12 protein-coding genes are annotated in these 12,480 nt (G+C 65.5%); 3 read left to right on the top strand and 9 right to left on the bottom strand.

Annotation, left to right across the window (positions count from 1 at the left end; all coding sequences use genetic code 11):
• Window positions 1-46 precede the first annotated feature (46 nt).
• Genes F562_RS18050 through hisI form a run of 3 tightly spaced genes read right to left on the bottom strand, consistent with a single transcriptional unit; the run spans window position 47 to window position 2,545 of the window.
• Window positions 47-634, bottom strand: coding sequence for a Trp biosynthesis-associated membrane protein (locus F562_RS18050; RefSeq protein WP_018155738.1), 588 nt, complete (start codon window positions 632-634; stop codon window positions 47-49).
• Window positions 624-2,186 (bottom strand): anthranilate synthase component I, encoded by a 1,563-nt coding sequence (locus tag F562_RS0104490; protein WP_018155737.1) that lies wholly within the window; start codon window positions 2,184-2,186, stop codon window positions 624-626. The genes F562_RS18050 and F562_RS0104490 overlap by 11 nt, the downstream gene beginning before the upstream one ends.
• Window positions 2,183-2,545 carry a phosphoribosyl-AMP cyclohydrolase gene (gene hisI, locus F562_RS0104485; RefSeq protein WP_018155736.1) on the bottom strand — a complete coding sequence of 121 codons (363 nt, stop codon included), beginning with the start codon at window positions 2,543-2,545 and terminating at the stop codon, window positions 2,183-2,185. The genes F562_RS0104490 and hisI overlap by 4 nt, the downstream gene beginning before the upstream one ends.
• A gap of 179 nt (window positions 2,546-2,724) precedes the next feature.
• Between hisI and F562_RS0104480 the strand changes: the two genes are divergently transcribed.
• On the top strand, window positions 2,725-4,476 hold the full coding sequence (locus F562_RS0104480) for a hypothetical protein (protein WP_020404945.1): 1,752 nt from the start codon (window positions 2,725-2,727) through the stop codon (window positions 4,474-4,476).
• Window positions 4,477-4,569: 93 nt separating this feature from the next.
• Here F562_RS0104480 and F562_RS0104475 read toward each other — a convergent pair whose 3' ends face one another.
• Genes F562_RS0104475 through hisF form a run of 3 tightly spaced genes read right to left on the bottom strand, consistent with a single transcriptional unit; the run spans window position 4,570 to window position 9,091 of the window.
• Complete coding sequence (locus F562_RS0104475; RefSeq protein WP_018155735.1) at window positions 4,570-6,366, bottom strand: ABC transporter ATP-binding protein; 1,797 nt, start codon at window positions 6,364-6,366, stop codon at window positions 4,570-4,572.
• Window positions 6,363-8,279, bottom strand: a complete 1,917-nt coding sequence (locus tag F562_RS0104470) for an ABC transporter ATP-binding protein (RefSeq protein ID WP_051080185.1) — start codon at window positions 8,277-8,279, stop codon at window positions 6,363-6,365. Before F562_RS0104470 ends, F562_RS0104475 begins: the two co-directional genes overlap by 4 nt.
• A gap of 59 nt (window positions 8,280-8,338) precedes the next feature.
• The gene (gene hisF / locus F562_RS0104465) at window positions 8,339-9,091 is read right to left on the bottom strand and encodes an imidazole glycerol phosphate synthase subunit HisF (protein ID WP_026180995.1); all 753 of its coding nucleotides are present in this window, start codon (window positions 9,089-9,091) and stop codon (window positions 8,339-8,341) included.
• 54 nt (window positions 9,092-9,145) lie between these two features.
• Here hisF and F562_RS0104460 point away from each other — a divergent pair, with 54 nt between their 5' ends.
• Both F562_RS0104460 and F562_RS0104455 read left to right on the top strand, forming a co-directional pair.
• On the top strand, window positions 9,146-9,712 hold the full coding sequence (locus tag F562_RS0104460; RefSeq protein WP_018155732.1) for a nucleoside/nucleotide kinase family protein: 567 nt from the start codon (window positions 9,146-9,148) through the stop codon (window positions 9,710-9,712).
• Window positions 9,713-9,738: 26 nt separating this feature from the next.
• Window positions 9,739-10,899, top strand: coding sequence for an FUSC family protein (locus F562_RS0104455; protein ID WP_018155731.1), 1,161 nt, complete (start codon window positions 9,739-9,741; stop codon window positions 10,897-10,899).
• A 6-nt stretch (window positions 10,900-10,905) separates the two neighbouring features.
• Here F562_RS0104455 and F562_RS0104450 read toward each other — a convergent pair whose 3' ends face one another.
• The 3 genes from F562_RS0104450 to F562_RS0104440 are packed head-to-tail and all read right to left on the bottom strand — an operon-like array spanning window position 10,906 to window position 12,469.
• Window positions 10,906-11,361 carry a PH domain-containing protein gene (locus F562_RS0104450; protein ID WP_018155730.1) on the bottom strand — a complete coding sequence of 152 codons (456 nt, stop codon included), beginning with the start codon at window positions 11,359-11,361 and terminating at the stop codon, window positions 10,906-10,908.
• Window positions 11,349-12,197: an ATP phosphoribosyltransferase gene (hisG, locus tag F562_RS0104445; RefSeq protein WP_018155729.1), complete on the bottom strand. Its 849-nt coding sequence runs from the start codon at window positions 12,195-12,197 to the stop codon at window positions 11,349-11,351. The genes F562_RS0104450 and hisG overlap by 13 nt, the downstream gene beginning before the upstream one ends.
• Window positions 12,198-12,205: 8 nt before the next feature.
• A complete protein-coding gene (locus F562_RS0104440) occupies window positions 12,206-12,469 on the bottom strand; it encodes a phosphoribosyl-ATP diphosphatase (RefSeq protein ID WP_018155728.1) in 264 nt (87 codons plus the stop codon).
• Between the last annotated feature and the right edge of the window lie 11 nt (window positions 12,470-12,480).

Raw genomic sequence — 12,480 nt, 5'->3', positions numbered from 1 at the left:
TGTCAGGCTTTCGGAACAACCCCGATTCGGGCTCGCCTCGTGATGCTCAGGTCGGGTCTTCGCCGCGGCTCAGCCGATCCCAATCCGACTCTTGCTCGGTGGCGCGCGCGCTAGTCGACCCGCCGGAGGCCGGTGCTTCATAGCGACTCGTCAGGCCCGGCCAGCGCCGCACGCTCATGATCGCCGCGCCGCCCGCGAGCACCAGGACCGCTGCCGCAAGGAGACTGAGGTAAACCCAGAACGTGGGCGCAGCCACGGCATCAACCGAACCGGTGCGTCCGGTCTGGGCCGCGGCGTGTTGGCTCACAATCGACTCTGGGTCCATAAGCGCTGGCACGGTGAGGGCCACGCCCAGGATTCCTGAAGCCGTCAACGACACAGCGCCGATCCACCGCACGACGCGTCCGCCGGTGACTGCGGCAAGCGCGGCAGCGGCGCCGACCAGGGCGGTGGCCAGCACCCCAGATGCCGCGTCGCTACCCGCCACCGACACTGCGGTTTGTGACAGGACCGGATCATCGACGCGCCCAGTGACCCAGGTCCGGGCTCCACTGGCGAGCATCACGAGGACGGCCAGGGCAGCCGTCCCTAGAACCAGCATCTTGGGGACAGCGCGCGCGGGTTCAGTGCTCATCCGCGCCCTCGCTCAGGCTGGTCATGCCCGTAGCCGTCGAGACCGCGCGTAGCGCAGCCGCTGCCTTGTTGATCGTTTCCTGATACTCCGACTCAGGCACCGAATCGGCGACAATGCCGGCTCCAGCCTGGACGTGGGCAACACCGTCACGCAGCACCGCGGTCCGGATGGCGATGGCCATGTCGAGATCCCCCGCGAAATCGAGATAACCGACGACACCGCCGTAGACCCCGCGACGAGTGCCTTCGAGACGTTCAATGATCTCCATAGCGCGCGGCTTCGGTGCCCCAGACAAGGTGCCGGCCGGGAAGGTCGAGGCCAGGACGTCGTAGGCACTTCGGCCCTCGGACAACTGACCGACCACGGTGGATTCCAGATGCATGATGTGGCTGTAATAACGCACCTGCATGAACTCGACGGTGTCCACCGTTCCGGCGTCGCATACCCGCTGGAGATCGTTGCGGGACAGGTCGACAAGCATCAGGTGCTCGGCCCGCTCTTTAGGATCGGCCGACAACTCATCCGCGAGTTGCTGATCTTCCTCGGGCGCCTTGCCCCTGGGGCGGGACCCCGCAATCGGGTGAGTGATGACTCGGCGTCCGGAAACCTTCACTAGCGCCTCTGGGCTAGAGCCGACGATGTCGTACGTTCCGCCACCGGGGTGCGGCAACCGGAGGAAGTACATGTATGGGCTCGGATTGGACGCCCGCAGCGCGCGGTAGACCTCCAGCCCATCGGCGGGGCAGTCGACGGAGAACCGTTGAGACACCACGATCTGGAAGGCCTCACCGGCTCGGATGTCGGCCTTGCACGCCTCGACCACGTCGTGGAATTGCCCGCGGGTGTGCGTGCTGTCGACTGCGAGATTGACGTCGCGAGGAACAGCGACCGTGGACGGCGCTGGCGCGGCGAGGGCCTCGCTCATGGCTTCAATGCGGCGCACCGCGTCGGCGTAGGCCTCATCAATGCGCGCCTCGGTGCCGTCGTGGTTAATAGCGTTGGCGATCAATAGCACTGACCCGTCACGGTGATCCAGAACCGCGAGATCAGTCGCCAGCAGCATGCCCAACTCGGGTAAGCCGAGCACATCGTCGGCAGTGTCTGGAAGACGTTCCCAGTTGCGTACCGCGTCATAGGTGACCGTGCCGACCATGCCCCCGGTCAGCGGCGGCAGGCCGGGAATGGCTGCGGTCGCCAAAGCAGCCACCGTGTCGCGCAGAACATCGAGGGGACGACCCTGGGTGGGCACGCCTACGGGTGGGGTTCCCAGCCAGACCGCCTCGCCGTCCTGCTCGGTCAGTAGCGCGCTGTTGGCGGCGCCCACAATGGAATACCGCGACCACACTCCCCCGTGCTCGGCTGACTCCAGCAGAAACGTGCCTGGGCGCCCCGCCGCCAACTTTCGATAAACCCCGAGCGGGGTCTCCCCATCGGCGAGGAGGCGTCGGACGACTGGTACCACGCGGCGATCGCGCCCGAGCTCGACGAATAGCTCGAAACTGGGCCAAATCTGGCCCCAGGTCAGGTCGGCGTGAACATCATCTGCGGTCATCCGACAGTCGCCGACAGGTCGCGGTAGAAACAGGATTCCTCGCCGGTGTGGCAGGCGGCACCGTGCTGATCAACTTGCACGAGAAGGGCGTCACCATCGCAGTCAAGGGACACCTCGCGCACGACCTGGATGTGCCCGGAGGTGTCGCCTTTGCGCCAATACTCCTCGCGGCTTCGCGACCAGAAGGTCACGCGGCCCTCGGAGAGCGTTCGGCGCAGCGCCTCGTCGTCCATCCAGCCCAACATGAGCACGTCACCGCTGTCGTATTGCTGGATGACTGCGGCAATAAGTCCATTGGGATTACGGGACAGCAGGGCGGCGATCTCAGGGGCAAGCGAGGGGGCAGTCTGGTCGATCACACCCTCATTGTGCCGTGCCCGCTTCGAGGAGGTCAGTGCCGACCCAATGTTGAGTAATTCTCATTTGCTGGCGCGGGAGTTCAACGACGCACAGCATCTTCACTACGGTGGACATACGAAGGGGTAACGTGCCGACGGCGCGGCTACCCGAACGCGATAGTCAAGGCGAGGAGAACGCCGTGGATAACATCTGGATCATTCTAGGGCTGATCGTTCTGGTCCTACTGGTACTTCTGGGCGTCGCACTCGTGCGCCGTTTCAAGGCGGCCGAGTCGTCGGACGGGCAGCACTCGTCTGGTGTCTCGGGACGGACCGCAGCCGGGGCTGCTGGAGCTGGAGCCGTTGGCGCCGGTGCAGTTGGCGCCGCGACCTTGGGGCGGGACGACCAGCCCGAACAGGAACCATCGAGCACCGCGGTGCGCGATGACACGCCGGCTGGGGACCAGGACGCCCACTCTGTCTCTGCGCAGCCGCGGCACGCCGCCGAGAGCGACCCGGCGGTGGGCGACCCTGCAGTGAACGACGCTGATCCCACCTCGCCCGGCGGCGACATCAATGACGGTGGTGTGCCGACGATGCCCGCGGACTCCGACCGGGAGTACTTCGGCGCCGACGACGACGTTCGCGCACCGGACGGCTCACCCGACGAGGAGCCGGCCACGGATTTCGGGGCCACCGAACCGGTCCATACCGAACCGGTCCATACCGAACCGGTCTACAACGAACCGGCCACAGCTGAGCCCACTCCTGTCACCTACCAGAGCGAGCCTGTCGTCGACGGCCCTGAGGACAACACCGACCAGGAAACCTACGTAGCCGACTCCGGCGTTGACAGCGACTCGGACACCTCGGAGGCACCGGTCCGTTCGTCGTACACCACCGGCTCGCCCGACGACCCGGACGCTGGCACGCACTTCGAGACCACCGAACCGGCCGATAACGCGCCGGAAACGGTCGAAACCAGTGCGGACCCGTACCAGCGCGAGTCCATCGCCGACAGTCCCCAGGACGACGGCCTCGACCGTGCAGCCGCCGCCGACCTGACGAGTGACCCGGACGCCGCGGAAGGTTCTTCCTACACCACGGGCACGCTCGACACGGGTTCCCATGACGCTGGTTCCCATGACGCGGTCGAGGACGACCGCGCTCCGGGCCAGATCGTGCCGGCCAGTGACGATTCGGACCAGAGCCTGGCGGGGCGGGATGCCGCCGCGCGTGAGGACGGCTGGAGCGACGACCAGCCTCGGCACGCTGCCGAGCCGGAGCACCAACTCGACGCCACACCCGAAGGGAACGAAAGCGCGAGTGGTGAGCAGTGGTATCAGGAACCCGAATCTGGACCACACCAGGACGCAAGTGCGGAGAGCTCGATCGAGGCACCGCGTGGTGGCAATGACCTGCCGGTCAATGACACCCCATCCGGTGACACGGCCGATGAGACCGTGAACCTCGAGCAGCACGAGCCACGCTCGTCCGAGGAACTCGATCGCGACATCGCTCACCCCGCAGCGGGCACGAGCGGCGTCGACCATGTCACCGAGGTTCCCGCCGCCCCAGGCAATTCGCCAGTCAGCCCATCGGCGTCTGAACCCGAAGCCGGTGCTGCCGGAGCTGGCGGTGGGGCCGCGAAGTTGCAGGACCTGCGCCACAAGGTGCAAGACACCGCCAAGGAGCGGTGGAACCGTCCGGGCCAGGACGGGCAGACGCCGGGTGACAAGTTCGGCCAACTGCGCGACAAGGTCGAAGGCGAGGTTCGCAACCGCATGCAGAACCGCGGCGAGGCGCAGGGCGGCGACACTCAGAGCGGTGGCGCCCAGGGTGGTACCTCGCAGGGTGGCACCGGCTCGACCGGTGGCGGCGTGCGCGACGCCGTCGAGGATGGCATCCGTCGCTTCCGCAAGCGCGGCGGCGACGGTTCCTCCGGCCAGTAGCCGCGACCAGAGAGAGGCCCACCCCCGATTTATGCGGGGGTGGGCCTCTCTCTGGTCGCGAGTTGTGTGTCGCGGAGGCGAGCGTGGCGGCGCCTAGACCTGCTGGCGTGCCCACGAGGCGTGCAGCCGGGCGTACACGCTGCCTTCTTCGGCCAGAAGCGTGGAGTGCGGACCACGCTGCACCACGTGACCCTGATCGACCACGATGACCTCGTCGGCGGCTTCGGCGGTCGAGAGTCGATGCGCAATCGCGATGGAGGTACGCCCGGCGGACAGTCCATCAACGGCGCGCTGGATGCGGACCTCCGTGGATGGGTCCACGGCGGAGGTCGCCTCATCGAGGACAAGCAGGTCAGGGTCGGCCAGGTAGGCACGCGCGAGAGCCACGAGTTGTCGCTCGCCTGCCGAGAGCGACTCACCTCGTTGTCCCACCTCTGTTTCCAGCCCGTGCGGCAGCGATTCGACCCAGTCCTGGAGCCCGAGCTCGGTGAAGGTCAACTCCACCTGTTCGCGGGTTGCTTGTGGCCGACCAAAGCGCACGTTGGCCAACAAACTGTCATCGAACAGGAAGCCCTCCTGCGGGACCATGACCACTCGAGAGCGCAGTGACGCGAACGCGATGTCCCTGAGATCCACTCCGTCGAGAAGCACTCGGCCATCCACCGGGTCCATCAGGCGAGTCAACAACTTGGCCAGGGTGGTCTTGCCGGAACCGGTTTCACCGACAATGGCCACCCGAGTGCTCGGCGTGATGGTCAGGTCGACATCAGCCAGAGCCGTCTCCCCGCCGGGGTAGGCGAAGGACACCTTGTCGAAGTCCACTGTGATGGGTCCGCGCGGCAAGGTGACGCCGTCCGGTGGGTCAGTCACATCGGCGGGCGTGTCGAGGATTCCGATCACGCGCCGCCACCCGGCGACCGCGTTCTGCAGTTCATTGAGGACTTCGGTCGCCATCTGCACTGGCATCACGAACAGATTGACCAAGAAGATGAACGCCGCGAGTTCGCCCAACGTCAGGTTGCCGTCGGAGGCCATCCACGCGCCGACAACCAGCACGGCCATCGTCGTCAGCCCGGCCACCAGTTGAGCCGTGCTGAAGGCAATAACCGCACGCGTCAGGGCGCCGATAGCCGCTCGCCGGTGGGACTCAATCGCGCCGTCCACGCGTTCGCCGGTCCGGTCTTGGACGCCGTACGCACGAATGGTCTCCGCGCCAACCACCGACTCCGAGATCGCCGCCAGCATGTCGCCGACCAGCTCGCGGACCCGCGTAAAGGCGCGACCGACGACCCCTTGCAACCGCCGGATGAGCAGGAACAACGGCACGAAGCAGATGTAGACCACCAGCGTCAGCATGGGGCTGTAGAACAGCATCAGCACGGTCGCCATTAAGACCTGGAAGACCGAGATCATCAGGATGAGGCCACCGAACTGCACGAACTTGCTGATCGTGTCGACGTCGCTGGTAACTCGCGAGACCAACGAGCCGCGGCGCTCGTTGTTCTGCGTCAGAAGGCTCAAGTCGTGCAGATGCCGGAAGGCCTTGGTCCGCAATTCCGCGAGACCCTGCTCGCTGCGGGTGACCAGCCTGACGTTGACCAGATAAGTCGCCAAACCGGTCAGAAGCACTGCCGCCCCCGCGCCGAGCACCATCCACAGCACGAGGTCGGTGTTGGGGCCGCCCTCGGCGAGGATCCCCCGGTCGAGAGTCTGCTGAACCACCAGCGGGATCAGCAGTTTGCCCGAGGTCGCGATGAGCGCGAGGAACAGCGTCAGCCCCAAGCCTTGACGCAGTTGGGGACTCAGGTCTAGCCCGCGGCGCACCGTGGCCCACGTGCCTAAACCGGACCCCACGCCGACCTGTGCGGATTCGGCCTGCTGGGACGTCACGAGGTTTCCCCCGCTCCCTGCTCGACCGTCACATGCTCGTCATGCTCCTCGGTAGCGGCGACTGCGGCCCGCTCGGCGGCCTCACGGGCGTATGCGGTCACCAGACGCGCATAGCCGGGTGTCCGCTCCATCAACTCCGCGTGTGTTCCCTGGTCTTCCACCTGCCCATTCGCGAGGTAGACCACTCGATCAGCCATGGCAATCGTCGACATGCGGTATGCCACGACCAAGACCGTGATGCCGTTGCTGCGTTCACGCAAACCATCAAGGATCGCGCCTTCGACGGCCGGGTCGACGGCCGAGGTCGCGTCGTCGAGCACCAGCAGCGACGGATCCCCAGCAATGGCCCGTGCCAACGCAATTCGCTGACGTTGACCACCCGAAAGGCTGGCACCCCGCTCCCCCACGCGGGTGTCCTGACCCGATGAAAGCCTGGCGACAAAACCGGAGGCCTGGGCAACGTCAAGGGAGCGACTGACCCGGCTGAGCTCGATGTCCCGGCCCAGCGTGACATTGCCAGCGATGGTGTCATCGAACAGGAAGGGCGACTGGGCGACCAGCGTGGCAACACGCGGAATGCCACCCCGTCGAATGCTCCTTAGATCGACACCGTCGAGTTCGATCCGACCATCATCGGGATCCATCAGCCGTACGGTCAGACCACTCAAGGTCGATTTTCCTGAACCCGTCGGTCCGACGATGGCGGTGGTCTGACCTGCGGCGAGGTCCAGCGTGACATTCCGAAGTGCCGGGACCAGTTCGGCCGGTGGGTCGGAGTCGGAACGTGGAGCCTGCGCGGCACCGAGTACCGCCCGCTCAGATACCTGGTAGGCGTAGGACACTCCATCCAAGTCGGCGGCACCTATGGCTGGTTCCTTGGGATCCTTGTCGCCGTACGGCATCTCGCCCTGCTCCCGCAGCACCGAGGAGATCCGGTCCCACCCAACGACCGTGTTTGGAAGCTCCGCGAGGACCCATCCAAAGGCGCGCACAGGGAACGCGAGGACCGAGAAGAGATAGGCGATCTGCACCACTTCGGCGGCCGAAACATCCCCACTCTTGACCCGTGCGGTCCCGACGGCGAGAACGGCGAGCGTTCCCAGCGTGGGGATCGCCTCAATCACCGGGTCAAAAGTGCCGCGCGTGCGCCCCATGAGGATGGAGGCATCGCGCAACTGGTTCGTACGCTCGCCGAACCGGGCGGTCTCTTGCTCCTCACGGCCCATGGCCTTGACGAGCAGGCCAGCCTCGATGCTCTCGTGCGCGACCTCACTCACCTCGGCGCGAAGTTGCTGCACGCGAGTCACGCGGGGCGACATGATCGACTGAAATACAAGGTTGACCGCGAATAGTGCTGGGAAGACAAGGAATCCGATCAACGCCAGGACTGAGTCAACCCGCAGCATCTCGACTCCGCCGACGGCGAGCATGACCAGCACGCCGATGGCCATCGGCAACGGGTTGAACACATTCCAGGTGGCTTCGACATCGGCGTTCGCGTTGCTCAGCAACTGTCCGGAGGGATGCCGGTGGTGCCAGGAGAGCGGTAGCCGGAGGTACTGCGAAGTCACCCGTCGGCGATAGATCGCTTGCAGTGTGAAGACTGCGTAGCCCGCCCCGATGCGGCGCAGGAGGACACCGACCACCGTGAGCAGGACGACTCCACCCAACTGCCACACGATGGTCCAGATTTGGGAGCCGGTGAGCTCACCGGCACGCACGGCTGGCTCGACGACTGTCTCAATCAGTTGCCCAATGACGCGAGCAGTGAGGACGGTCATGACTCCGTAGAGGACCGTTCCGATCACAGAGAAAAACAGCGGACGCGGAACATCGCGGAAGCCATAACCCACGATGCGAAGCCCTCGGCGCAGGGTGCGCCGCGACGCCTTCGGAGGAGTCGGTGGCGCCATCGTCACGGGTCTATTTTCTCACTCTCTTAAGAAGGTGCGGACCCCTCGGCCTGCGTCGGTCAGCGTACGGGATGGCCAGCGGCACGCAGCGCTGCCTTCACGTCCCCGATCGTCAATTCCCCGAAGTGGAATACCGAGGCCGCGAGCACCGCATCGGCTCCGGCGTCGACGGCCTCGACAAAATCGGACACTTTCCCTGCGCCGCCACTGGCGATCAACGGCAGCGCCGTCTCGGATCGGACGGCGCGGATCAATTCCAGATCAAAACCGTCCTTGGTCCCATCGGCATCCATGGAGTTCAACAGGATCTCCCCCGCCCCCAGCCGCTCTGCCTGCACGCACCACTCGACGGCGTCAATGCCCGTTCCTTTGCGACCGCCGTGCGTGGTGACTTCGAATCGTCCACCTTCCCGGCGTACGTCTGCCGACAGGACGAGCACCTGGGCGCCGAATCGGTCTGCGATCTCAGCGATCACGCTCGGCCGATCGATCGCACCGGTATTGATGCCGACCTTGTCCGCGCCAGCCCTCAGCAGACGATCCACATCATCCACCGACCGCACTCCGCCACCGACCGTCAGCGGGATGAAGACTTCCTCGGCTGTTTGCCGAACCACGTCGTAGGTCGTATCCCGGCCCGCAGAGGATGCCGTGACATCCAGGAAGGTGAGTTCGTCAGCACCCTGGCCGTCGTAGGTGCGACCCAACTCAACCGGGTCGCCCGCATCGCGCAACTCCATGAAGTTGACGCCCTTCACGACTCGACCAGCGTCAACGTCCAAGCATGGGATGACACGGATCGCAACAGGCACCCGGCAAGGTTATCGCGGCCGGACAGCCCTCGCGCGCCCACCTACAGTGGTCGGATGGCCGATCCTTCTCCAGCCGACCAGGTCACCTCGCGAGCCCGCGCAGAGCATCGCACCACCGTCACGATCGTCGCCATCGACGGCCCCGCCGGCTCGGGGAAGACCACTCTCGCGACCGTGGTGGCCGACCGACTGGATCAGGCTCCCCTCATCCACATGGACGACCTGTTCCCCGGATGGGACGGCCTCGCCGCAGCGCCAGCGCTCCTGGTCGCGCAAGTCCTCGCACCAATTCACCGGGGCGAGCAGCCCGGATACCGCCGATTCGACTGGCTCGCAGATCAATACGCCGAGCACGTCGCTTTGAGAGGGCACGAATATCTTGTCGTTGAAGGGTGCGCGTCCTCGGTAGGCATTGCCCGGCCCTACGCCACCGTGCGGGTCTGGCTGGATGCTCACCGAGACGAACGCATGCGACGCGGTCTCGAGCGCGACGGTGAGATGTTCGCGCCACACTGGGAACGATGGGCAGCCCAGGAGCGGGCGATCTATGCGCAGGACCAGACCGAACAGCACGCCCACCTCACCTTCCGCACGGACGGTCCGGAGGCCTCCAGCACCTAGGGTGCCGCGCGCCCTAATCTGGTGGCATGAGTGGTGATGGCACGGACAGCAACGCGCTGCATCGAGTCAGCCGCCAACTAGATCCGCGACCCAGGCTGACTCGCTCGGCCTTCCGGATTCGCCTCGACCGGCTGCACGACCGAGCCTTCCTCATCGTGCAGTGCGCCGTCGGCGCGGCGATCGCCTGGAGCCTGGCGCGCTACCTGCTGGGACATGCTCAGCCCTTCTTCGCCGCCGTCGCGGTGATCATCGCGTTGGGATTGACGTACGGCCAGCGCCTGCGGCGGGTCGTCGAAATCACCGTCGGAGTGGCCATCGGTGTCGTGATCGGCGACCTGTTCGTCCACCTTTTCGGCACCGGACCGCTGCAGTTGGGCATCGTGGTCATGTGCGCCATGTCTCTCGCGGTGCTCCTGGGCGCTGGCGGTCTCATGATGGTGCAGGCCGGCGTCCAGGCGATGATCGTCACCGTCCTGTTCGCTGGCACCGCTGGTGCCTTCAGCCGGTGGATTGATGCTGTGGTCGGCGGTGGCGTGGCCCTCGTGATGGCGACCGTGACGCCGCTGACTCCCCTGCGGCGCCCCCGGGTCCAGGCCGGTGCCGTACTCACCGAATTTGCTGAGGTCCTGCGCGAGAGTGCAACCGCTGGCCGTCGGCGAGATCAGCGCCGCGCCGACGCCGCGCTATCGCGCGCTCGGGCCAGCGAGGAGCTCATGGACGCCCTCCGGGAAGCAACCGCCGAGGGCATTGCGGTCACCCGCCAGTCACCGTTCCGACGAAAGCAGCAAGCCAATGTCACGGCTATCGCCGACATCACCGAGCCACTAGACCGCGCGCTGCGAAACATTCGAGTCTTGGTCCGGCGAGTCACCGTCGCGATCCTTGAGCACGAGGTCATCCCACCGGCCTATCTGGCCAGTGTCGACGACCTGGCCAAGGTCATGGATGAGATGGCCGAGGAACTCGCCGAGCGGCGGGTTCCGCAGAATGTGCGGCCGGCGCTGCTGCTCTTATCCGAGGACGTCGCCCTGCAGAGCACGGTCGGGACTGGGAGGACTTCGCTGTCAGCTGAGGTCATCCGCGCACAACTGCGGTCGATTGTGGTGGATCTGCTCATGCTGACTGGGTGGACCTACGAACAGGTCCGGGCTGAGGTCCCGCATCGCTCGGACGAACTCGATCTCTAGCGGGCCTCAGCTGTCCGTGGCCGTGCGTGTGTGTGCCTTAACCAACGCCGCTAGCCGTGCCGCCTCCGCCGCGGCGCGTGGTCCGTCACTGCGCTGAATGCCCATCACACTGCAGGTGTCGAAGTCATCGAGTTCGAGAACGGGCCACGGAGCACCCGCGCCGAACTGCACGTCCACGATCTGGGCCCAGGCCAGTTTCTGAGTGACGATGAGATTGTGGACCTCCAACCCATCCTCCGAAGGAATGGCACGAACCTGAGCGAATCGCCACATGCCCGCAGCCAGCCCGACGCCCACGAGTGCGATGAACACTCGGTCCAAACCACCGAAACGCTCGCTAGGGACGAACACGGCGATCACCCCAAAGAGCAGCAGACACATCACGCCGACCGCCAACGGGACGAGGCGCCCCCCGACGGGGCGGAAAGTGGCGTACGGGTCTGATCCGGTCACAACCGGCACGCCGAAATCTCGGTGACGAGAATCGCGCGTGCTCCGACGGTGTAGAGGTCATCCATCACTTGGTTGGTAATACGTCGCGGCACCATTGCGCGCACCGCGCGATAGTCCTTGTCGTGAAGCGGCGACACGGTGGGCGATTCGAGTCCCGGCGTGAGTTCGCAAGCGCGCTCGACGAGTTCGGCACGGATGTCGTAATCCATCAGCACATAGTGCCGAGCAGTCAGGACACCCTGCAGCCGACGCAGCAGCACCTCGACGGTGCCCGATTCATCCCGCGGTTGAGCCGGCCGGATCAGCACCGCCTCACTCTTCATAATCGGCTCGCCAAATACCTGCAGCCCGGCATTGCGCAACGTCGCGCCGGTCTCCACCACATCGGCGATCACGTCGGCGACGCCAAGGGTCACCGCCGTCTCGACGGCGCCGTCGAGACGGACCACCTCGGCGTGGATTCCGTGCCGCTCCAGGTCTGCGCGCACCAGGCCCGGGAAACTGGTGGCGACGCGGCGACCTTCCAAGTCAGCAATGGACTGGGCGGACCCGGGGCGCCCGGCGTAGCGGAAGGTCGAACCACCGAATCCCAGCGCAAGGACTTCCTCCGCGGGACTACCAGAGTCCAGCAGCATGTCTCGACCGGTGATCCCGACCTCGAGCATGCCGGATCCGACGTACTCGGCGATATCCCGCGGCCGGAGGAAGTAGAGCTCTAGGTCGTTTTCCTCGTCGACGATGACCAGTTCTTTGGAGTCTCGTCGACCGCGATAGCCACACTCGCGCAGCATCTGGGCGGCTGGTTCGGACAACATTCCCTTATTGGGAACGGCGATCTTCAGCATGGGTCCTCTTACAAGTTTCGGTAGACGTCATCCAGGGTCAGGCCGGAGGCCAACAGGAGCACCTGGAGGTGATAAATCAACTGGCTGACCTCTTCGGCGGTGCGCTCAGGGCCTTCATGCTCGGCTGCCATCCATACCTCGGCGGCCTCTTCGACGATCTTCTTGCCGATGGCATGTACGCCGGCATCCAGTGCCGCGACGGTGTCGGAGTCAGCGGGGCGATCCTGTGCCTTAGCCGCCAACTCATCCCAGAGTTGCTCGAACGTCTTCACGAGGGACCAGG

Origin of the sequence: Demetria terragena DSM 11295 (assembly GCF_000376825.1) — a bacterium.
Lineage (GTDB): Bacteria > Actinomycetota > Actinomycetes > Actinomycetales > Dermatophilaceae > Demetria > Demetria terragena.
This window is presented reverse-complemented; position numbering and strand designations above follow the sequence as displayed.